This is a genomic window from Thermogutta terrifontis, assembly GCF_002277955.1.
Lineage (GTDB): Bacteria > Planctomycetota > Planctomycetia > Pirellulales > Thermoguttaceae > Thermogutta > Thermogutta terrifontis.
This window is the reverse complement of the sequence record NZ_CP018477.1, coordinates 1,722,301-1,744,967: the sequence shown is the minus strand read 5'-3', so window position 1 is coordinate 1,744,967 and position 22,667 is coordinate 1,722,301. Positions and strand designations below refer to the sequence as shown.

The window sequence follows — 22,667 nt, the reverse complement described above, 5'->3', positions numbered from 1 at the left end:
ATGAGCCGCCGAGTTGACATACCTCCCCCTGCTTCTCCCACGGCTTCGGGAATCGTACCAGCCGGGTGGTGGCACGAAGAGGACGGGAAACTCGTCTGTGACTTGTGTCCTCGATCATGCCGCCTGGGCGAAGGACAGCGGGGTTTCTGTTTTATACGCCAGAATCTCGGTGGGCAGATGGTGCTCACCAGCTATGGCCGAAGCACGGGATTTTGCATTGATCCGATCGAGAAAAAGCCTCTCAATCATTTTTATCCGGGCACGGCCGTGTTGTCGTTCGGAACAGCCGGGTGCAATCTCGGCTGCAAGTTCTGTCAAAACTGGTCGATTTCCAAATCACGAGAGATCGAACGGCTGAGCGAAACGGCATCCCCTCAGGCAATCGCCAGGGCGGCGAAAGCGCTCGGTTGCAAGAGTGTTGCGTACACCTACAACGATCCCGTCATTTTTGCCGAATACGCCGTTGACACAGCCAAGGCCTGCCACGAACTGGGGATCAAGAATGTCGCTGTCACGGCAGGCTACATCTCGGAGGCAGCCCGGGATTACTTTTTTGAACACATGGACGCTGCCAATGTTGACCTGAAAGGATTTTCAGAGGACTTTTACCACCGTCTTTGCGCCGGACATCTGCAACCGGTACTGGACACACTCAAGTACCTGGTTCACAGGACGCAGGTTTGGGTGGAAATCACCAATCTTATCATTCCTTCGGAAAATGACGACCCTGGCGAAATTCGGGCCATGTGTGAATGGATCCTCAAGGAATTGGGGCCGGATGTCCCGTTGCATTTCACGGCGTTTCATCCCGATTTTCGCCTGATGGATCACCCGCCCACGCCCGTGGATACGCTTATCCGCGCCTACGACATCGCGCGCGAGGTTGGCTTGCACTATGTTTATACAGGGAATGTCCTTGACATTGCCCGGCAAAGCACCTATTGCCCAAAATGCGGCAATGTGGTTATAGAGCGCCAGGGCTACTGGATTGGAAGGTATGCTCTTAAAGGGTCAAACTGCGGTTACTGCGGTGCCCCCATCGCAGGCCGGTTTGATCCCCAGGGTCTACGCGAACAATGGGGTGCCAGGCGTCAGCCCGTCCGCATTGCCAACTTCGCGTGATTGGCAGTACAGATCTTCGATCGGAACTAAATGACGGAAACACTACTGGGGCAGCGGGGACCGTTCGGGCAAGCCAATTGCGAACTGCTCGACGGGCGGCATGCCTGGCGCTGACGTAAAGGAAATCGGAGAAAGTCCATGGAAACCCATCGGCAAGACGACGTATCGTCGCAACAACCTGAGACGGAAAACCCGGGAGTACACGCCACCGGTGTCTCGGTCCCTGAAAAGCCGGAGCTTTCCGAGGAGCAGAGGGATCGCGTCCTGAAAGCTGTCGCCCGACGAGTCGCGGAAGCTGTGATCGGCGGTCCGCAATCCGGGCTGAAAGCGCACCTGGGCGAGGCAGGTGAAGTCCCGGTGTGGGGAGCATTTGTGACGTTGAAGGGAGCCGGTGGCACGCTGCGCGCCTGCTGTGGGCAGGTGGGAGACGCGTCGCGCCTCAGTAGCGCGCTCGACGCGGCAGCGGACCGAACCGCGCGGTGGGACCTTCGCTTTCCCGCCATTCAGCGAGGGGAGCTAGCAGAACTCACGCTGGAGGTCTGGATTTTATGGAACTGTCAGCCGATCGTGGCGGAGGGAGAATCTCGCGTCGGGGCGGTGGAAGTCGGTCGCCACGGTCTTCAGGTTATCCGTGGAAAACACCGGGGTTTGCTGCTCCCCGGGGTGGCAGTGGAACATCACCTGGACGCACGCCAATTCCTGGAGCACGTCTGCCGCAAGGCGGGCTTGCCGCCGAACGCGTGGTTGGACTCCGCCACGCAGTTGTTTACCTTTGAGGGTTACTCGCTGGAAGCCCCCATGGCGTCCCTCTTGCCGCCGGAGCTGCGGGAACTGGCCACCGGAAGGCTGGCGATGGGAGACGTTGTTCGCCTCGCCGCGCTGGCTCATCACAATCTTCTAGCGATGTTCCAAGGGGCAACGCCCAACTACTACACTTCGGCCGCCTTCGATGGGCCAGTTCAAGGAGTGGTGCTCACCATCAACAAACTAAACGACGGAACTGCGACGGAGCGGGTGATGGAAGCGAGCCGGGTCTTTCCGCGGGGGGAGCTTCCACTCCAGGCAACACTGATGGATCTTCTGCAAACAATCGTGGCGGGGTTTCGAGGCCAGCAGCTCGATCCGCGATTCGTCAGTTCCTTGCGGACCGGTCTAACAGTCTTTGTGGAGCCACATCATATCGGAACCGCCGTGGACTGCGCCCTGGATGGGGTCCATCCGCGCTTTCACGCGTTGTGCCTCGTTCAGGATGATCGCTGGGCTGTGCGGTATGACCCGTCGCAGAACTCCACCGAGCTATTCGAAGCGGTCATGAAACGCCTCAAGTCATCGCGTCCTTCTCAGACCCAGGTGTATCGCCTGACAGCACTTTCCACGGAGGACAGCGTCGAGGCGTCTAATGTGAGCCGCCCTGTCGCGGGTCCATCGGTTCGCCCTCCCGCCGTGGCCGGTCAGTTTTATCCCGGCACGGCAAACGGTGTGGACGAGTTTCTCAATCAGATATTCCCTCAGAATGTGGGGCGCGAGGAATGGGCCGCCGCCTTGGTTCCGCACGCCGGCTGGAAATACTCGGGAAAACTCGCGGCAGAAGTTTGGGCGCGGCTGCGAGTGCCCCAGCAGGTGATCATTTTCGGTCCCAAACACCACGCGATCGGCTGTGATTGGGCTGTTACCCCCCATCGGACATGGGCGTTGCCGGGACTCAGTCTTCATGCTGACCCGGAATTGGCGGAGGCTTTGGTGAAGGCCGTTCCGTTAATGGAACTCGATGCCGCCGCCCACGCCATGGAACATTCCATCGAAGTGCAGTTGCCCATGGTCGCCCGGGTGGCCTCCGCGAGCCGAGTGGTGGGCGTGGTCATGCACGGAGGGGATTATGATGTTCTGCAAAAAGCCGCCACTGACTTCGCGAAATTCCTCTCCGCACTCGAGCCAACTCCTCTGCTGGTGATTTCCAGCGACATGAACCATTACGCGGACGAGAGGACAACACGGCGGCTTGACCGGCTGGCCCTCGACGCCCTCCAGGCGTGTGATCCTCTCCGACTCTGGAAAACTGTCCGGGAGAATCGGATCAGCATGTGTGGCCTCGTCCCTGCGGTGTTTGTTCTGGAGACTCTGCGTCAGATGGGTCGCCTCAATGAATGCGAGGTCGTTGGCTACACGACAAGTGGCGAGGTGTCGGGGCGTCAGGATCGCGTGGTCGGCTATGCCGGAGCCCTGTTCAGGTAATGCGTCAGAGGATGCCGCTGGGCACCTTGCAGAATTGTCAGGATTTCCTTGGGGTGCTACATTAGACCGCAGAGGTCAGCCGACAACGGATGGCGCTGAACCACGGCTGGAGCCGATTATAGAAACGGGAAATTTGTCTTTTCGGCATCGTCAAATCGTCTTCGCCGAGTAGCAGCATGAATAATTGGGAGCCAGCGACTCCGGGGATAAGAGTGTAATGACGCCGTCTGCTCCCCAGCCTTTCCAGAATCCGCGATCGCCTGGAGGACCTGAGGGCCAGGAACAGCTTCGGAACTCTCCGGTCCCGCCATCGGGTGCATCACCCGACCAAACTTCCCGTATTGCCCCGCAAACTTCCCCGGGAGCTGCACCGCTCGCTTCGAACGTCAATCCTGGGATCGGATCTCCGGCGCGACCTGTGCCGATTCCGGTGACTCCTCCGGGTACTTCGATAACTCACCCTGGTGTGGTTACGCCCCAGACCGGAACTCCCGCTCACGTCGCTTTTCCCCGAACTGGTGTCAAGCGTTCGGTCGCGCCAGGAAGAGGAGGCCAACCGCCGGACCAAGAGAATGACCAGACCGAGGATCTGGGCGACACTCTGCTGTATTACGCCCAGCCCTGGCTGATCAGTGCCATTGTTCACATGATTCTTTTGATCATTCTGGCGCTCATCGTCATTCCGCAATTTTTCCATCGGGAAGTGGATCTCACGGCGGAGATTTACGCTGAGAAACTCGGCGATCAGCTGGAATTCGATTCCCCATTTGCCGGGAACGACCCGGAGAAAGTGGAGGAACCACTTCTCACCCCGCCCGACCTCAACCGTGTGGAGAACCCCTTCGCGGCGCCACCTCCGGCCGAGATCATTCCGGAAGGTGTCACGTCCACAAGCGATCTCCAAGCGACCGTCATCGGTTATGCCTTGAAAGGGAGAGATGAGGGGGCCAAGGAAGCCCTGTTGGCGGCGTACGGCGGCACAGCGACGACGGAAGCCGCGGTGGCGCTCGGACTGGCCTGGCTGGCAAGACAGCAGCGCAAGGACGGTTCCTGGAGCCTTGTGGGGCCTTACCCCAATGGAGCCCAGGACGAGAATCCGGAAGCCGCCACGGCGATGGCTCTCCTCGCGTTTCAGGGCGCCGGCATCACACACAAACGCGGCAAGTTCCGGGAGAATGTCGCTCGAGGCTGGGATTGGCTCCTGCAACAGCAGGACGCCGACGGAAACTTTTTCCACGAAGGAGCGTTCAATCACCGCTTTTATACCCAGGGACAGTGCACCATCGCCCTCTGCGAGATCTACGGGATGACGCGGGACGACCGATTCCGGGAGCCTGCGCTCCGTGCGGTCGATTACCTCATCCGCTCGCAGAGCTCGGAAGGCGGCTGGCGATACAGTCCCAACGCGGACAGTGACGTTTCCGTGACGGGTTGGATCGTGATGGCTCTCCAAAGCGCCAGAATGGCTGGCTTGGAAGTCCCCGCCGACGTCTTCCGCAAGGTGACGCGGTTTCTCGATCGGATCGCGCTCGAAGGCGGAAGCAAATATCCGTATCAAAAAGGACGCGAGGCCACTTTGGCTATGACGGCGGAGGCCCTTCTCATGCGTCAGTTTCTGGGTTGGTCACGTGACGATGACCGCCTCATAAAGGGCGTGACTTGGATCACGGAACCCGCCAATCTCATCAATTTTGAAAGAGACCGGGACGTCTACTACTGGTACTACGCTACCCAGGTTTGTCACCACATGGAGGGCGATTACTGGAAGAAATGGAATTCCGTTATGCGGCAGCTTCTCCCGGAAAACCAGGTGAAAACCGGACGTGAGGCCGGCAGTTGGGACCCCCTCAAACCTTCTCGTGATGCCTGGGCTAATGAAGGTGGGCGTCTGTATGTGACCTGTCTTTCCATCTACTGCCTGGAGGTGTACTATCGCCATCTGCCGCTCTATTCGTCCGGTGCGCTTCGATTGATCTCGAGTACTTCCCCTGCCCCCCCGGCTGCAGCGCCGTCGCAACCGGCCGCCCCGAGCCAGTAAAATGGCACTATCAACGCTCGAGCCCGGCGTGATGCAAGCCACCTTGCTGCAAAACCGTCCGCGCGAAAGTTTAACGGCCTCGTTCAGCACAGAATCAGACACGGAGACTGCCAGCGATGATCTATACGATTGTCATTTTTGGGGCCTCAGGCGATCTGACCCGGCGAAAACTCATCCCTGCGCTGTACGAACTCCATCGAAAAAAACGCCTGCCAGGCGCGCTCCTCATCGTGGGCATGGCACGAACGGAGTATTCCCACGATCAGTGGAGGGAGATCCTCAAGGAAGCGTGTATGGCGCAGGTGGGAAAACATTTCGACCCGACCTTGTGGGAGGAGTTCGCGAGAAACATCTATTACCACCCGGGAGACGTCAGTCGCGCTGAGTGTTTTCCAGAACTTGATCAATTCGTTTCGGAACTGGAAAACCACCAGCCCTCAACGCGGATTTATTACCTGGCACTTGCCCCAGAGTTTTATGAGTGCACGGTGGCCCATCTAGGAGCCGCTGGAATGGCCGTCGAGTCTTCGGGACCGCGGCGAATCGTGGTGGAAAAGCCGTTTGGACGCGATCGCGAATCGGCGCGGCAACTGAATGCCAAGATCCACGAAGTATTCGCCGAACATCAGATTTACCGCATCGACCACTATTTGGGAAAAGAGACTGTCGCGAACGTTCTCGTCCTGCGTTTTGCCAATACCATTTTTGAACCCATTTGGAACCGAAATTATGTCGATCATATTCAGATCACCGCTGCGGAAGACTTGCCCATCGGTCGGCGGGCAAGCTTTTACGAGTCCGCAGGGATTCTCCGCGACATGTTTCAGAACCATCTTCTTCAGCTTCTCACGCTGACCGCGATGGAGCCGCCCAGCCGAGTCAATGCGGACGACATCCGCGATGAAAAGGTCAAAGTGCTGCGGGCGGTGCGTCCCTTCACTCCGGCCGATGTTGCGGCGAATACAGTCCGCGGTCAGTATCGCAAATATCGGGATGAGCCGAACGTTCCGCCCAACAGTCAGACAGCGACCTTTGGGGTGGTCAAATTGTACGTGGACAACTGGCGATGGCAGGGCGTGCCGTTCTATCTCCGCTCGGGAAAAGCGATGTCCTGCCGCACCACCCAGATTGTTATTCAGTTTCGTGAACCTCCCCACATGATGTTTGAGGGAGGCCCCAAACACATTCACGAAGCCAATCGGCTGGTTCTCCAGATTCAACCCGCAGAGGGGATTCAGATCCATTTTCAGACCAAGGTGCCCGATGCGGGCATGAAAATGCGTCTGACAGACCTGGATTTTAACTTCCGAGAAAAGTTTGCCGGCGAAATGCCGGAAGCGTACGAGCGGTTACTCCTCGATGTGATGATTGGCGATCCCAGCCTCTTTGCCCGCGCAGATGAGGTCGAACTTGCCTGGGGCATCATCGACCCCATTCAGCAGGTATGGGACGCCGGTGGGCCTCCCCAACTGGAGCTGTACGAAGCAGGCGGATGGGGGCCGCCCTACTCAGAAGAATGGATGCAGCGACAGGGACGCCGGTGGTTCAATGTGTGCCCGGTGTTAGAATAGCTAATTTGAACATACTAAAGAACTGACAGTGTTTAGGAAAAGAACACGCAAATTGTAAAGTCACATACTGCGGTAGTCTACACAATCTGAGAAATCTGAGACAAAGACAACGTCCAAGCAACTTTCCATATCCTGGTGCATTTTGTAGTTTTCCTGCGGGTAACTCCAAAATCCACGCCTCTCTCATTCTCGCGTTGCGGCTTCCTGGAAAGCTGGGTAGAATTGCGGAGCCTGGCGGGAGATTCGGTGGACCGGTTCCATGAAATTCGCAATCAGGTCGTCGCGGCCTCCAAGCCTGGTCCACGCCGCCAATATGGAAGGATCCCCAATATGGGCACGGATGCAGCTCTCAGCAAACACTCAGAGTTTGAACAACTCCGCTTTGCTCGGGATGTCGTCAGTACCATCGGCCGGGCGGTCGTTCAGGCGGCCGGTTGTCTCGGTCCTTCCTTTTGCAAGGCCGTTGCCATCATCCATTCCTGTTCCGGGAATGTCATTGTCACAGGAATCGGAAAGGCGGGCCTCATTGGGCAGAAAATCTCCGCCACACTGGCGTCCACCGGCACGCCGAGTCATTTTCTTCATCCGGCCGAGGCTGTGCATGGAGACCTGGGAAGAATCCGCCGCGGAGACGTGGCCATTGTGCTCTCGTGGAGTGGAGAAACCGAAGAAGTTGTTCGGTTACTTCCCTTTTTCCGCGAAATGGATGTCCCCATTATCGCGATTACCAGCCGCGAAGAGAGCCGGCTCGGTCGCGCAGCGGCCACGGTGATCGCACTGGGTAGTGTGGGCGAAGCTGGGCATTTACAACTCGCACCCACCACCACGACGGCCGTCATGCTCGCCGTGGGAGACGCGATCGCTCTGACGCTCTCGTACCTCCGCGGATTTCGGCCGGAGGATTTCGCCCGGTTCCATCCAGGTGGGAGTCTCGGTCGTAAACTCGGCCGGGTCGAGGACCAGATGCGTCCTCTTTCCCAGTGTCGTTTGGCTTCCGAGCGACATACCATCCGCCAGATCATCGTGGAGACCCGACTCCCCGGCCGTCGCACGGGAGCGATTATGCTTCTCGACGATGAGGGGCGATTGACCGGCATTTTCACAGATAGTGACCTGGCAAAATTGTTGGAGAGCCGTCGCGAATCCGTTCTCGACGAACCTGTCTCCGAGTATATGACTCGATCTCCGATCACCGTCTTGCTGGGGACTCCTCTTCGGGAAGCCGTGGCCCTTCTTGCCCGGAAAAAAATCAGCGAACTTCCCGTTGTCGATAAGGATAACCACCCGTGTGGTCTGCTCGATATTACCGATGTGATCGGCTTGTTTCCCGAGGCTTCCAGTGCCATCGAAGCCGAGTTTGCGGCGGATGACGAATGCGTCCGGCATCCGCAACGGGGCAATGTGTCCGCACAATCCATCGACAGGACGAGGGATTTACCACCGACAATCATTCCCCTCGACCACGCTAAACGGAGTGGCTCTAATCAAACGGACTGAAAATTTTCGGGCTTTCTCGTTTTCAATAAAACCAACGAAACTTGCATGCAGCACGTACGTGAAATCGTAACGAGGTCGATGATGCCGCCCCTTCACTCAATGGATACCGCCCCGGACCTGCCCGATGATCTCCGCCAACGCTGTCTGGCAATTCGCGCGATCATTTCCGATGTGGACGGGGTTTTGACGAACGGCCAACTCTGGCTCAGTGAACGCGGTTACGAACTGAAGGCATTTCACGTGCGAGACGGAATGGGGTGCCTGCTCTGGAAAAAAGCGGGCTACCGGTTGGGACTGCTCAGCAAACGACGGTCCGTTGTTGTGGAACAGCGCGCCAGAGAGATGGGCGTCGACCAGGTGATTCAAGGCGTTGGGCCGAAATGGCCGGCGGTAGAAAGCGTCCTTAACATGTGGGGGTTGTCCCGTTACGAGCTCTGCTACGTAGGAGATGATTTGCCCGACATTTCCGTGCTGCAACAGGTGGGACTCGGCGTGGCCGTGGCTGATGCCGCTTGGGACGTGCGCACGGCGGCCCATTATGTGACGACCGCACCAGGCGGCTGGGGGGCACTCCGCGAGGTGATCGAATTGGTTCTTCGAACTCAGCGTCTCTGGTCCACGCTTCTGGATAGCTATCTCGCCGAAGAACGGGGAAACGCGGGATCGGATCGGAAGAACTGTGCCGTCATTACCGCTTCACACATCTTTTAAAAATGCTGAGGCACCGCTGGGCACAGATCATTGTGAGCCTTTTGGTGACGGCCGCGGCCTACCACCTGTATGCCGTGTTGGCAGTGCCTCTTATCGAGCCTCAACCAGACCTTCACGGAAGTTCCCAGCGAAGTGTGGATTTTCCCGCTGACCAGCGGCTTCAACAGCGACTGCAGGCACTTTCGGCTTTCTTTCCCGGTCGCAGTCAGCTCATCAAAAATGCCAAAATGCTGGAAATTGACCAGACGACGCTGCTTTTCCAGGACTACTGGAATCTCGGTGAAGGGCGTGTGCTGGTTCGGCCGTGCCTTTTGGTCTTTGATTCCCGCACGTCAGCGTCCCCAAAATGGCCGTCGAATCTACCGGAAATACTTATCCTCGAAGCGCTCGATGGCGCGATTTTCCAGTTTGATCGGCCCCTTGACCTGAGGACAGCCCGAATCGGACGTTTCATCGCTGGCCAATTGCTGGGCAATGTCGTCGTGCGAGGTGAAAATCCCACCCAGGATCATCCGGATTTCCGACTCACGACTCGCGACATCACAGTCACGGAGCACCGCGTCTGGACGAATCATCCTCTGGAACTTTCCTGGGGAAAACATCGTGCCCGGGGAGCGGGAATGGAAATTGTTTTCCGGGGGAGGACGCCGTTCTCGCGTGGAGGATTCGAGCAGGAACCGCTCAATATCGATCGGTTTTTGCTCCGCCATGTGGATCGCCTCCACATCGATCTTGAGACCGTCAGGAGCTCCGACAAACCGCAAGCGAAGGGGGCCATGGATTCCCCATCCCCGCCTTCGCGAGATGAGGCGCTCGATATTTCGTGCCAGGGGCCCCTGCTCTTCGTTCCGGCACAGAAAACACTGACCCTGGAAGACCGGGTAGAAATTTCACGGACCCAGAACAGCCAAAGCGTGTTACAGCTTCGATGCCAGCAGCTTGTGGTCACTTTTCAGGAGGCAGGACCGTCAAACAGCACAAGTGCGCCGCCCGCGGAAACCCCAGCGTCGCCTGATCCGTCGAGTGTGAAGAAGCCGATTCCTGGGTCATCGAGATGGTCTATCCACCTCGTCCGGGCCATCGGCCGTCCCGTCCGAATCGTGTTTCCCACCTGGAATGGCGAATTGCAGGGCGAGGACCTTCGCTACGACGCCGCTTCCGGGGCCATGTCTCTGGGTGGTTCCAACGGCGTGCAGGGAAAAAGGGGAAAAGATCAGTTTTCCGCACTGGCGGTGCAATGCCAACTAACCTCGGCGGGAGACATTGAGATGCTGGCGGCTGTGGGGCCCGGCAAGGCCCAGTTCACGCCCACCAACTCTTCTCAGGAATGGATACTGACCTGGGGACGCAGCCTGACATTTACCACCGGGTCCAACGAACGCGTCGCCGCGCTGCAGGGAGGCGTTCAAATTGAGGCTGGCGACCTGGGGACTCTCAATGCCCAGGAGATCTGGTGCTGGGCAGACGCCGGTTTACGCGCGACAGATTTTGCCTCGCTTCGGCTTCGCCGCTTCGTGGCCCAATCGGCTGTAGAACTTACCTCTTCTCAGTTCGCCGCTCAATCTGATCGCCTGGAAGCCTGGATCAAGTGGGACAATGCCCTACCAACACAAACTTCTCGAGCATCGCATGGGATTCGTCCCCAGGCGGTTGAACAGTCCGCCGGAAAGGATGACAGTTCAGCTTTAATGACGAATACCGGTCAGATAGCCTTGCGGGCCAACCTGCTGCGAATGGAGTTCGCGGCTTATCCAGGCCAAGCGGCAGAATTAACAGCCCTTTCCGCGGACGGCAGCGTCGTTGCCGACGAACGGCCCCAGCAGGCAGACCTTCACCCGCTGCAACTCCGCGGCGATCACCTCGAGGTGACCCACCCCACGCGGCCTTCCACGATATTCTCACTCACTGGTAATCCCGCCTACGTGGCTGGCCGCGGGCTGGCCCTGACGGGTTATCAGATCTTCCTCGACCGCGGTCGGAACCTTCTCTCCGTTGCCGGCGTGGGACGCCTCGACATAGAAAAATCTGCTGAGCAGATGATTCCCGTCTCCGCGGAGGACCGAGTTGCCATTCAATGGAACCAGGGCATGGACTTCGCCGGGCGAACGATTTCCTTCCACGGAGGCGTTCAACTTACCTCCGGTCCGAGGCGTCTGCAGGCCGATGCGCTGGGAATTGAACTCGAAGAGCCCGTCATCCTTTCCAGTCTTTCCAGTTTCAAAGGACATCAGGTGCGGTTAGCCCGAGCAATCGGAAATGTATACGTGGAGAATCTCGAGCTTGATCCATCCGGCAATCTCGTTGCCCGGGATATGTTGCGGGTCAGCGAAATCAGTGTGGATTTCTTGAGCGGCCGGGTCTCCGCACCCGGACCAGGCCGGTTCGGAACTGTCCGCCAGGCGTCCAGTCTCACCGGGATTTTTTCGGCTGATGGAGTAACACGCCCCGTAACACAGGGTCAGCCTGATCAAGGACGGGAAGATAACTCACAGGAAAACCCCTCACCTAAGACAAACCCCGATCAGGACACTGGCTCTCCCCAAGCCAATCCACCGAATCAACGCCTCGTCATGCTGGACATCAGTTTCCACCAGCGATTGGAGGGAAACATCCAACAGCGGCAGGTGGGTTGTTATGGCCGAGTCAAAGCTCGGTATGGCGGAGTGACCACGTGGTCTGCCCAGAGTTTGCCTGACGATCCCGCGCTGCTGGGTCCGGATGGCATGGTGCTTAACTGCCAGGAGCTCACCGCGTTTCAGATTTTCGGACCGGGAGAGCAAAGACCCCATCTCGAGCTCGTGGCTCTGGGAAACGTCACTGTAGAAGCCCAATTCCACGCGGCCCGGGCAAGGCGTCTGTCTCTGGATGAATCGAAAACGCTCCTGGTTCTGGAAGGTGACGGGGATGTTCCAGCAGAGCTGTACCGGCAGGAATTTCTCGGTGGCCCAATTCAGAAGACGACAGCGCGGCGAATCTACTTCTGGTATTCCACCAAAACGGTCAAAGTGGACGATGCCAAATCCCTGGAGATTAGCCGCTCGCCAACTGTTCCTCTGGGCGGGTGAACTTCCTGACGGTCCAGCTCTCATTTGACGGCCGGACGAAATTTTCGCCCGCACCGTGAAGATTCAGGGTCCGATTTTCTTGCCCCGGCGACTTTACCCTTCATTTACCGCCAGCGGCACGCCCCCGTCCTGCTGCAAAATTCAGGGGCGGTGCTCCAAAATCGAGCTGAGATCGGCGCTGGAAACGATCGTTACACCAGCCTCGCGAAGCTGCCTCAAAGATCTCTCCACGTCGCCCGGCATCAATTCCACGCCCCGGCACGCATCTTCAAGGAGAAAAGTCTGATAGCCCAACTCGGCCCCATCCAAACAGGTCCACTTCACGCAGTAATCGGTCGCCAACCCACACACAAAAATGCGTGTGACGTTGTTTTCCTGGAGGTATTCATGGAGCCCCGTGGCACGCCGTCGGGCGTTGTCGTAGAAACCACTGTAACTGTCAACAGCCGGATCTATGCCCTTGCGAAACACAACCTGGAACAACTGCGTATTAAGCCCAGGATGAAACTCAGCTCCCGGAGTCCCCTGAACACAATGCACAGGCCACAGGATTTGTGGCACTCCGTTGAGTTCCACAACCTCTCCTGGCTGCTTGCCGGGGTGATTGGTCGCGAAGCTGCAATGGTCGGGCGGATGCCAATCCTGGGTGGCCACCACCAGTGGAAAAAGTGGCATGAGCCGATTGATCACAGGGACCACCTCGTCCCCCCGCGGTACCGGTAGCGCACCGCCTGGACAAAAGTCGTTCTGAACATCCACCACGATCAGTGCGTCCATAGGCGGAAATCTCCTCTCCAAGCCCCCGTGCTACCCCATTTTTATTATCGAAGCCAGTAAAGAACCTGCCCTGCAAACTTCCAGACTACGCATTCGCACCGTTTGGACTACCATCTTTGCTTTAAAACGACGATGGAATTTTGAACGGTAACTCCCATCCGGCAAACTGATGCCAAAAATTGCTTACATTCCGGCAAATGCTTCGGGTGTAAATCCGCTGCGGGCCAACTCTTCGTAAACTGCTGAACAGAACCGAAACAGTTTTCTGCGACGACCTAACGTGGGTGTTTCGACGGGGGCCGAATGGGCCTGCTCGGCCGGCTCAATCACTCCCACTTTGAGCAGAAAACTTTGAAGTTTTCTCGCCGAAACCGGGCAGCCCAGCATGATCTCATAAACCCGCCGAAGTTCGCTGATGGTAAAACTGTCCGGAAGTAATTCCCGCCCAAACGGTCGCGTGCGGATGTCACGGCGGAGATTCTCGGTGATTTCTTTTACGATCTGATTATGATCAAATGCCATCGGTGGCAGGGCAGAAAGGCTGAACCATTGAGCTTTTGCGGCGTCATCACCACCCTGCGGTGAATGGGCCGACTTCCAGACGAGGGCGCGGTACACGATCGAGATCGTACGGCCCCGCGGGTCCCGGCCCGGTGCGCCGTAAACACCAGCAACCTCCAGCGCTGCCCCCCGAATTCCTGTTTCCTCTTCCAGTTCACGTGCCGCCGCTGCTTCGAGAGGCTCGTCAATGTCCACAAACCCGCCGGGTAACGCCCACATCCCTGCAAACGGCGGTCGGCCACGCTGGATGAGGAGAACGTCTGGTGACGCAGGAGGGCGGCTGGTATCCGTTTCGGGAAGCCCAAAAACAACACAGTCCACGCACACTGCAGGGCGCGGGTATTCGTACGTGTAGCCCATCGAAAAAATTACTCCGTGATGTAGGGAACCCCTGGTGTTACAAACTGCCGTTTTCTACTGCCTGGCGAAGTTCCGCCAACTCCCGTTCGAATCCTCCCGAAAGAATCGGGAATCGGCACCAACTGCGTGGGTCAAGGTCTTCGTCATCCACGTGAAAAGCCGGAGCATACCGCTCGCGCTTCCACTGGTTGCGGCACCATAAACGGAAGAACCGCTCGACCCACGTGACCAGTTGCTCAGGCCCATAATCGGGGAACTCGTGCCGCATGAGACGATAGATCTCCTTCGGCGATAGTTTGTCGCGAATAGCCGCCTTTTCAATAAAATCGAGAATGGGATAAGGCATCAAATCGGCTTCGTCTGTCTGCTGTTGTTCGCTGGGACGCAATTCTGCGGTCGGTGTGAGGGCGTTGACCTTGGCGAGGGCCGGCACAGGATGCAATCCCTCGGGGCCCACCTGCTCCAGCCACTTCAACCACTGCCGCAGGTAGGTCTTATTGATACCAGCAATCGGGCTGATGCTCCCACAGGTATCGCCGTCCATGGTGGCATACCCGACGGCCGCTTCAGATCGGTTACTGGTGGTCAAAAGTAAGGCACCCTTGACGTTCGCCAGCAGCCAGGCACTTGGGCCACGAGCGCGGGCCTGGATGTTCTGCAAAGCGATGTCATGCTTGTCCCAGGTCAGAGGGTGCCCGAGAACCTCTTCGATACGCTTCACATAGAGCGCGACGATTTCGTCCACGGAAATGCAGGACATGGTCGCGCCGAGGGAGGTCACCACGGCCGTGGCCGCCTCCCGGGTAGCGGGACTATTGTTCCGCGTAGCCTGGTAAATACAGTGAAGGAGTTTTGCAATGCGCTCCTGATGAGTTTGAGTCGTTTTCAGCTCGGGAATGTGGCTGAGGGCCTGGCAAAAGGCTTCGTGACCCAGTTCCTGATGGGCCGCTTCGACCATGAGAGCCGCGAGGCAGGCCACCGCTGAGGAATCGGCTCCCCCGCTCACGCTGACAACAAACCCCCGAGCTTTGCTTTTGCGCAGGTAATCGAACAGCCCGAGCATCACGGCCCGCGCGAATTCCTCCTCTTTAAGATATGGTCCCGTTTCCCACGCCGGCCACCGCGCCATTTCCACGGAAGGTTCGATGTCCGGAAAATTCCAGGGAAAATTGACCACCCCGTCATTGCGAAAAGCTAAATGAGGATCAAAGCCAGCCGAACGGGCCCTGTTCACGCGGTTGAGCTCCACATCCACCACACCCGTAGTCACCGTGACCGGCCGAAAGCTGAATCGTGGGCCTGCAGCGATAATCCGTCCCTGCGATGCAATCAAAACTCCCCCGTCGTAAATGACACGCCCGGCTTCATTGCCCATCAGGTTGGTGTAAATGTATCCCACATGGAAGGCTCGGGAACCTTCCACCACGAACCGCTTGCGGATCTCGTACTTCCCGAACGAAAAGTGGCTGGCACTTGGATTGAGAATCAGATCGACTCCCCGTGAGGCCAGCTCACTCCCCGGTCGCTGAGCCACCCAGGCGTCCTCGCAGATTTCAAAACCGACTCGAATCCCACCCACGCTGAACACGTAATCGCCAATCGGGTAGTTGCGACCGGCAATTTCAATTTGATCGCACACACCCGCCGGCCAGGGCTTGAACCACCGAGGTTCGTAATGGAGGCCCTCCGATGCCAAAAACCTCTTGGGGACAAAACCGAGGATTTGCCCGTCTGCGACCAGGCAGGCCGAATTGAAGACGGCGCATCGGTGAAACACCGGAAGTCCCAGAGAGACAATCATCCCTTTGGTATGGGGCAGACACTCCATGAGCACTTCCAGCGCTGTCTTGTGAACGCCTGGGGAAAGAAAAGCGTCCTCGCACCCATAGCCCGTGATGCACAATTCCGGCAGACAAAGGATCGTGGCCCCTTCGTTCCGGGCAATTTCGATGGCACGAACGATATTGGCCAAGTTGTTGGACCAATCGAGGGGCGTCTGATTGACGGTCGCCCCTGCCACGCGAACCCGACTCATGCTGAAGGCTCCTCATGATGATATCGCAGTTGTCGGCGGCGGATGGCAACACCGCGAGCCATCTTTACCGGAAACGCTTTTGCCCGTCGCAGCGAGAGGTACTCCGAGGCAAAGGCGCCGAGCTGGCGCTGAACGTATTCCCGGATCTCTTTGAGACTCCTGACCTCTTGAACCGGTTCGCCCCCTACCCACAGGGGTTGAAGTAACTCCACGGCTTCGTCAAACGTGAACTCCTTCCCTCGCTTCGCGGGAAGCTGAAGATCCTGGGGATCGCGTTCGTCGTAAATGACATCCATCTGGGACTGGCCTGCGGCATAATACCGGCGAACCCGCAAAATTCCCGGCAGTGTTTGTTTGGCCGTCTCCGCCGAGATCTTCATTCGGTCGTGCCAGGCTCCATTTCCATCCTGGATGGCCGCCAGTTTGTAGACCACGGAAAGCGCCGGCTCATCGAAGGCCGTGGTCAGCCGCGTACCCACTCCCCACGCATTGATTTGAGCCCCAGCCGCTTTGAGACGGCTAATCCGATACTCATCAAGATCTCCGGACGCAAGAATAACCACATCGTTGAGGCCCGCCTCATCGAGCATCTGTCGGGCCTTCTGGCTCAGCGTCACCAAGTCGCCGGAGTCCAGACGAATCCCAAGCAATCGATGTCCTTTTTCCTTAAGCTTCTGTGCTACCTCGATCGCGTGTTTGACTCCCTGGATTGTATCGAACGTATCCACCAAAAGCACACAACTGGAAGGATAACTCTCGGCGTAAGCCTCGAAAGCCCGGCGCTCGTCACCAAACGCGAGAATCCAACTGTGAGCCTGAGTGCCCCGAACGGGGATATCCCACAGTTTTCCGGCCAGGACATGAGAAGTGCCCACGCATCCGCCGATGTATGTCGCCCGCGCTGCAATGAGCGCTGCCTCAAACCCCTGTGCTCGTCGCAAGCCAAATTCAATGACCGGATCGGGATGGGCAGCTCGCGCCACCCGTGCCGCCTTGGTGGCCACCAGCGTGGGAAATCCCACCAGATTGAGGAGCGGTGTCTCCAGCAACTGCGAGACCAACAGACCCGCCTGAACCCGCAAAAAAGGCTCGTGAGCAAAAATGATGGTCCCCTCCCGCACGGCCAGGAGTTCCCCCTCAAAACGCAGGCCAGCCAGATAATCGAGAAATTCTGGACAAAAAAGAGGCCGACCATCAGGGGCCTTGAGTGTCGCCAGATAGCCGAGGTCTTCCTCGGTGAATCGCCATCGCTTGAGAAATTCCACCACCGCTTCCATCCCGCAAGCGATAGCGAATCGGCCACCAAACGGTGCCCGGCGAAAAAACAGATGGAAAACAGCGCGGCGGTCGGCCCAACCCTGGCGCCAGTAACCCTGGGCCATTGTCAATTGATAAAGATCGGTCAATAGCGCTGGGTTGGAAAAGATCGCCTTCGCGTAGCTCGTCATACAGCAACCATCCTAAAGATTTTGCATGTTTTTCCTATTATAAATCTTTCGTTTTTATCTGCCGGTGCAGGCCACCGTGGTGCTCAGTCACCATCACCAGCGTCAGAAAAACATTTCCCCGTGTTGAATGTTGTCGGATTTTCACTGCCCCGGCCAGGCAAGTCTGTTTATACCCAACCCCATTTTTGCAAAAACCTATGACATACCGAGGGCACAACGTGTAGTAGGGGCAATTCTTGAATTGCCCCTGCCGTTTAACGAACCACGCAACCAACCAGTTGGGGCCCGCTCGGTGAAATGGATGCTCCAAATGCGGACCTCACCCACCGAGAAGTCCTTCGCATGGGCATGCTTGTCGTGCCGGCCGAAACGCAACGCATGATCCACCGTGGGGAACCGGACCTGACCAGCAGGTCCCTCCGGATCGAATGTCGCTTCCGCGCGAACCACTCTGGACGTCCGCGTCTCCGTCGGCAGAGGAAAAGTGGGGATGAGTCAGAATTTCGCTGAGTTGTGAGCCCATCTGATCAGGCATAGAATAAGTTGAGAATCACCAGATCGGGCTGAGGATTCTTTCTGCATCCCGTGACCTTGCCGCGGCTCCCGCAAACGGGAAGTTTCCACTGTCGGTACGTTCAGCGAAAGGGACGTCCTATGTTCTCCCGCCATCTTCGGACTTGTCACCAGCAAGTCCCTCGCACGAGGCCGCCCCGCCTGTTCCACAGGGTTTTCCTCGTTTGGGTGCTGATGGCCCTGGTCAGCGTCGCATCAATCGCAGCGGGCGAAGAGAGCCAGAAAGTTTTTGGCTTCCATGGACCACTCGTCTCGCGCTGGCTGACAAACGTGAGCTGGCCAAGCCCATGGGAGTATCAAAAGGCCGGGCTCGGTGGCGATGTTCGCATCACAGTAGAGGCCGATCCTCAAAACCCGCACCAACGCGTATTGCGCCTGCGAGCGGTTCGCGCTTCGTTCGTCCTCTACCAGGACCTCCGTTCCCGTCCGTTTGCTGCCGACCGCTATCCTCAGCTTTCCTGGGGCTGGAAGGCCCTGACTCTCCCGCGGGGCGGAAATGCCAACTACGACTCCACGAACGATCAGGTCCTTCAGGTATATCTCGCTTTCCGCCGCTCCGACGGATATGACGTCATCGGCTACGTGTGGGATAACCCCGCCCGGGAAGGGGATAAGGACGTCATCCACCGCACCTACAATTCGCTCATTTTCGGTCGTGTAGAACTTTATACCCTCGTCCTACGGCGGGGTACTGCTGAAGACTGGTTGACAGAAACCCGCAACGTCGTGGAAGACCACGACAAGTATTTTAAAGGCTCGCATCCCCATGTGGTGGCCATCGGGATCTGGTGCGATTCCGACCACACAAGCAGCGTGGCGGAGGGGCTGATCGGCCCGCTTACCTTTTCTCAACCTCCCGCGAAGCCCTGATAACCGGCACAGATCTCGATCGAGGGTGTAAAAAGAACAGATAGGCCCATCGATGAGTCCTAAACGAGCGACCCGTTTCCGCCGTACCGTGATGACACCCACTCAGGAGCTAACTCCTGACCTGTTCCAACAGGCATCTCAGGAGGGCTTAACCCCCGCGCAGACGGAGGATGTCCTGACGGCCACATCAACTCCGTCGCCAGCCACAACCCATGAATCAGACGAACTCTTTCGGGGCAAACGGGTGTTCGTGGTGGATGCCCACTCGCTCATCCACCAGTTGTTTCATGCTTTGCCGGAGATGACCGCCCCTGATGGACGCCCGGTCAATGCCGTGTTCGGATTCGTCCGGGATATGATCCATCTGTTGACCAGATACAAGCCAGATTTTCTCATTTGCGCCTTCGATGCAAAAGAACCAAGCTTCCGGAAGGAGATTTACGCGGAATACAAAGCCCATCGGCCGGAACTCGATGCCGACATTATCCCGCAAATCGAACTCATCGAGCAGTTTCTGGAAGCCCTCGGCATACCCGTGCTACGTCGGCCGGGGTTCGAAGCCGACGACATCATGGCAACACTGGCGTCGATTGTCGAAGCGCAGGGCGGTGAGTGCGTTCTCGTCACCAACGACAAAGACTGTCGCCAGCTCATCACCGATCGTGTAAAACTCCTGAATCTGCGCAAGGAAACATATATCGACCGCGAGGCTCTCCTCCGCGAATGGGGCGTCACTCCTGAGCAGGTCGTTGATTTTCAGGCCCTCGTGGGAGACAGCAGTGACAATGTGCCGGGCGTCCCCCTAATTGGTCCCAAGGCGGCCCAGGAACTCCTTCAGCGTTATGGAACGCTCGAGGCTCTTTACGAGCATCTCGCGGAGCTACCCCCCGGCAAAAAACGTGACAACCTCGAAACTTATCGCGAACAGGCCTTTCTCTCTCGAGAGCTGGTCCGCCTCAGACGAGACGTCCCGCTGGACCTCCAGCCCCAGGAACTCACGTTGAAGCCTGTTCAAATAGACCGGGCCATCGAACTGTGCCGCCAGCTCGGCTTTCGCCGACTCATCGCAGATCTCCAAAAGCTTGCACCGCAACAGGAATCCCCACCTACTCCCCCCCAGGCTATCTCCTATCGTTACCACGTTGTCCAAACAACTCGAGAGCTGAAGGACCTGGCGGGCCGGCTCGCCCAGGCCAACGCGATGAGTCTGGATACAGAAACCACGGACATTCGTCCTCGCTGGGCCGATCTGGTGGGGATCTCGCTGGCAGCGGAGCCGCAGGAAGGATACTACATCCCCATCCTCACACCAGAAGGAAGTCCAGCCCTCTCCCTGCAGGATGTGCTTATCCATCTGGGACCAATTCTCGGTAACAAGCAAATTGCAAAGATTGGGCAGAATTTGAAATACGATCTCGTTGTTCTGCGCTCCTGCGGATTCGATGTGCAGGGGCTTGGATTCGATTGCATGCTCGCCGACTATCTTCTGGATCCCGGTTCGCGATCCCACAGTTTGGATGAGCAGGCCGCCCGCCTGCTAGGCCACGAGACAATCAAGATATCCGAGCTTATCGGCACCGGCCGCAAACAGAAGCAAATGAATGAGGTGGCGATTGAAGATATCGCGCGTTATGCCGTCCAGGACGCCATTCTCCCCTGGCACCTGAAGCAAAAACTGGAGCCGCAACTCGAGCGGGAAGAATTGGCGAAACTGTTCGCCGATGTGGAAATGCCCCTGGTGGAAATCCTGGCGGAAATGGAGTATTACGGTATCCGTGTGGATACCGAACGCCTGAGAAAACTCGGCGAAGAGTTTGAACGACGCATGCAGATCTTGGAAGAGGAGATTTACCAGCTTGCCGGGCAAAGATTCAACATCGGCTCTCCGAAGCAGCTTCAGGAGATCCTTTTCGACAAACTTCAATTCCCCAGCTCGAAGAAAACGAAAACCGGGATCAGCACAGACTCCGAGGTCCTGGAAGAGCTCGCGGCCATTCACCCGCTCCCTGCCAAGATAATCGACTATCGCCAGTACGCCAAACTGAAGAACACCTACGTGGAGGGCCTGGCCACAATGGTGTGTCCGCGAACGGGCAGGGTCCACGCATCATTTCACCAGGCCGTAACCGCCACCGGACGGCTCAGTTGCAGTGATCCGAATCTCCAAAACATCCCGGTGCGGACGGAGGAAGGTCGCGAAATTCGATCTGCTTTTGTCGCCGAGGAGGGTTGGCGCCTGATTTCAGCCGATTATTCCCAGATCGAGCTCCGCATGCTGGCGCACTTCTCTCAGGACGAGCGGCTGTGCGAGGCATTCCACCGTGACGAAGATATTCACACGGCAGTTGCCGCGGAGGTGTTTGGCGTCCCTCCCACCCAAGTGACCCCCGAGATGCGGCGGAAAGCCAAGGCCGTCAATTTTGGAGTGATCTACGGACAGACGCCGTTTGGCCTGGCCAAACAATTGAGAATCTCGAAAGAAGAGGCCGCAGCGTTTATTGATGCCTATTTTGCCCGCTATCCCGGGATTGATCGTTTTCTGCTGGGCGTGCTCCAGGAATGTCGCCGCCAGGGATTTGTTCGCACAATCCTGGGAAGGAAGCGGAGGATCTCCGGAGTGCGGGAGCACCCCACCCGCCAGCGCAATCTCCCAGAACGGACGGCTATCAACACGGTCGTGCAGGGTTCGGCAGCCGACCTTATCAAGCTGGCCATGATCAGAGTTCGGAATGCCCTGCGGGAGGCGGGCTTGGCCGCAAGGATGATCCTTCAGGTCCACGACGAACTTGTGTTCGAATGCCCAGCGGACGAGGTGTCCGCCACAGCCCGTCTTGTCCGCCAGGAAATGGAATCGGTCATGAAACTGAATGTCCCGCTCAAGGTAGATGTGGGTGCCGGGCCGAACTGGAATGATATGGAACCAGTATAAACCAGGCCCCTGTATCAAATCTGACACAGCCCGCCTGCCACGTATTGTTTTCACGGAAAAGGACTCACTCACACTCAGTCGCCATTAACGAAACACTTCAGGAAAGCATGTCAAGCATGATCACGGTGGGGTTGTTGGGACCTCCAGCAACGGGAAAGTCGCTAGTTGCCACGGAATTTGCCCGGCTGGGGGCGGAAGTTTTTGATGCCGACGAAGCAGCGCACCGGGTGCTTGACCAGCCAGCTATTCGTGCCTATCTTGGGCAGGTTTTCGGATCGCCCGTTTTCCCCTTAATGGGGGAAATCGATCGAAAACGAATTGCAGAGTTGGTCTTCGAGGACAACGAGCTATCGAGAGAGCGGCGGCGGATCCTGGAGCGGGTCATCCACGAGGCCGTGTTGGCGGATTGCCTGTCCGAGCAGGAAAAGCACCGGCAGAACCAGCGGCCGGTTTTTGTCATCGACGCCCCGTTGCTCTTGGAGGCCGGGTGGAGTAAACTATGTCAAAGATTACTTTATATTGACACGCCAACCGATATACGTTACCATCGGGCGGGCACTCGAGGCTGGAAGCCCGAAGAGCTGGATCGCCGGGAAAGGTGGTTGATCTCGCGGAACGTCAAAAAAGTCCGGGCGGACTTTGTGATCGACAACTCCGGGAGCATCAACGACATCCGACAACAGGTCACGGACGTCTGGCGGAGCCTCATCGCCGATTTAGCTTCCCATTAACCCCTGACAATCGCGCTATGCTTGCCGGTCTCGAAGGGGTGGCGATACAGATTATGCGTTGTCCGACGTCCGCGCCTTGGAATGCGGCGAACCGCAACTGGAATTGATGAACACGACCACTGCCCGGCCAATCCTGGTTGCGGAAGA

Annotated in this window: 14 protein-coding genes; 10 read left to right on the top strand and 4 right to left on the bottom strand. The window is 57.6% G+C overall.

The features are described from left to right. The 7 genes from amrS (at position 1) to THTE_RS06525 (ending at position 12,236) form a co-directional block, all read left to right on the top strand. Positions 1-1,122 (top strand): AmmeMemoRadiSam system radical SAM enzyme, encoded by a 1,122-nt coding sequence (amrS, locus tag THTE_RS06555; protein ID WP_095414676.1) that lies wholly within the window; start codon positions 1-3, stop codon positions 1,120-1,122. Between the two features lie 138 nt (positions 1,123-1,260). Further along, positions 1,261-3,354, top strand: a complete 2,094-nt coding sequence (gene amrB / locus THTE_RS06550) for an AmmeMemoRadiSam system protein B (protein WP_095414675.1) — start codon at positions 1,261-1,263, stop codon at positions 3,352-3,354. Between the two features lie 217 nt (positions 3,355-3,571). Further along, entirely contained in the window at positions 3,572-5,392 is a 1,821-nt protein-coding gene (locus THTE_RS06545) for a prenyltransferase/squalene oxidase repeat-containing protein (protein WP_095414674.1), read from the top strand. Positions 5,393-5,508: 116 nt separating this feature from the next. Then, complete coding sequence (gene zwf / locus THTE_RS06540) at positions 5,509-6,963, top strand: glucose-6-phosphate dehydrogenase (RefSeq protein ID WP_095414673.1); 1,455 nt, start codon at positions 5,509-5,511, stop codon at positions 6,961-6,963. A 246-nt stretch (positions 6,964-7,209) separates the two neighbouring features. Continuing rightward, positions 7,210-8,460: a KpsF/GutQ family sugar-phosphate isomerase gene (locus tag THTE_RS06535; protein ID WP_207651798.1), complete on the top strand. Its 1,251-nt coding sequence runs from the start codon at positions 7,210-7,212 to the stop codon at positions 8,458-8,460. 45 nt (positions 8,461-8,505) lie between these two features. Continuing rightward, positions 8,506-9,171, top strand: a complete 666-nt coding sequence (locus tag THTE_RS06530) for a KdsC family phosphatase (RefSeq protein WP_207651797.1) — start codon at positions 8,506-8,508, stop codon at positions 9,169-9,171. Between the two features lie 2 nt (positions 9,172-9,173). Continuing rightward, positions 9,174-12,236: a hypothetical protein gene (locus THTE_RS06525; protein ID WP_095414672.1), complete on the top strand. Its 3,063-nt coding sequence runs from the start codon at positions 9,174-9,176 to the stop codon at positions 12,234-12,236. A 141-nt stretch (positions 12,237-12,377) separates the two neighbouring features. Here the strand turns inward: THTE_RS06525 and pncA are convergent, their stop codons facing one another. From pncA to pncB, 4 genes are all read right to left on the bottom strand, one after another. Continuing rightward, positions 12,378-13,013 carry a bifunctional nicotinamidase/pyrazinamidase gene (pncA, locus tag THTE_RS06520; RefSeq protein WP_095414671.1) on the bottom strand — a complete coding sequence of 212 codons (636 nt, stop codon included), beginning with the start codon at positions 13,011-13,013 and terminating at the stop codon, positions 12,378-12,380. A gap of 183 nt (positions 13,014-13,196) precedes the next feature. Further along, on the bottom strand, positions 13,197-13,934 hold the full coding sequence (locus tag THTE_RS06515) for an NUDIX hydrolase (RefSeq protein WP_095414670.1): 738 nt from the start codon (positions 13,932-13,934) through the stop codon (positions 13,197-13,199). A gap of 37 nt (positions 13,935-13,971) precedes the next feature. Next, complete coding sequence (gene nadE / locus THTE_RS06510; RefSeq protein ID WP_095414669.1) at positions 13,972-15,969, bottom strand: NAD(+) synthase; 1,998 nt, start codon at positions 15,967-15,969, stop codon at positions 13,972-13,974. Next, entirely contained in the window at positions 15,966-17,417 is a 1,452-nt protein-coding gene (gene pncB / locus THTE_RS06505) for a nicotinate phosphoribosyltransferase (protein ID WP_095414668.1), read from the bottom strand. Before pncB ends, nadE begins: the two co-directional genes overlap by 4 nt. Positions 17,418-18,164: 747 nt before the next feature. Here pncB and THTE_RS06500 point away from each other — a divergent pair. From THTE_RS06500 to coaE, 3 genes are all read left to right on the top strand, one after another. Further along, positions 18,165-18,860, top strand: coding sequence for a DUF3047 domain-containing protein (locus THTE_RS06500; protein WP_157731848.1), 696 nt, complete (start codon positions 18,165-18,167; stop codon positions 18,858-18,860). Between the two features lie 52 nt (positions 18,861-18,912). After that, entirely contained in the window at positions 18,913-21,789 is a 2,877-nt protein-coding gene (gene polA / locus THTE_RS06495) for a DNA polymerase I (RefSeq protein ID WP_237260221.1), read from the top strand. A 107-nt stretch (positions 21,790-21,896) separates the two neighbouring features. Beyond that, entirely contained in the window at positions 21,897-22,520 is a 624-nt protein-coding gene (gene coaE / locus THTE_RS06490) for a dephospho-CoA kinase (protein ID WP_095414665.1), read from the top strand. Positions 22,521-22,667: the final 147 nt, after the last annotated feature.

Excerpts from the sequence above, each read along its gene's own strand:
- amrS (WP_095414676.1), top strand. The coding sequence starts at position 1 with ATGAGCCGCCGAGTTGACATACCTCCCCCTGCTTCTCCCACGGCTTCG.
- amrB (WP_095414675.1), top strand. The coding sequence starts at position 1,261 with ATGGAAACCCATCGGCAAGACGACGTATCGTCGCAACAACCTGAGACG.
- THTE_RS06545 (WP_095414674.1), top strand. The coding sequence starts at position 3,572 with ATGACGCCGTCTGCTCCCCAGCCTTTCCAGAATCCGCGATCGCCTGGA.
- zwf (WP_095414673.1), top strand. The coding sequence starts at position 5,509 with ATGATCTATACGATTGTCATTTTTGGGGCCTCAGGCGATCTGACCCGG.
- THTE_RS06530 (WP_207651797.1), top strand. The coding sequence starts at position 8,506 with ATGCAGCACGTACGTGAAATCGTAACGAGGTCGATGATGCCGCCCCTT.
- THTE_RS06525 (WP_095414672.1), top strand. The coding sequence starts at position 9,174 with ATGCTGAGGCACCGCTGGGCACAGATCATTGTGAGCCTTTTGGTGACG.
- pncA (WP_095414671.1), bottom strand. The coding sequence starts at position 13,013 with ATGGACGCACTGATCGTGGTGGATGTTCAGAACGACTTTTGTCCAGGC.
- THTE_RS06515 (WP_095414670.1), bottom strand. The coding sequence starts at position 13,934 with ATGGGCTACACGTACGAATACCCGCGCCCTGCAGTGTGCGTGGACTGT.
- nadE (WP_095414669.1), bottom strand. The coding sequence starts at position 15,969 with ATGAGTCGGGTTCGCGTGGCAGGGGCGACCGTCAATCAGACGCCCCTC.
- pncB (WP_095414668.1), bottom strand. The coding sequence starts at position 17,417 with ATGACGAGCTACGCGAAGGCGATCTTTTCCAACCCAGCGCTATTGACC.
- THTE_RS06500 (WP_157731848.1), top strand. The coding sequence starts at position 18,165 with ATGGCCCTGGTCAGCGTCGCATCAATCGCAGCGGGCGAAGAGAGCCAG.
- polA (WP_237260221.1), top strand. The coding sequence starts at position 18,913 with ATGAGTCCTAAACGAGCGACCCGTTTCCGCCGTACCGTGATGACACCC.
- coaE (WP_095414665.1), top strand. The coding sequence starts at position 21,897 with ATGTCAAGCATGATCACGGTGGGGTTGTTGGGACCTCCAGCAACGGGA.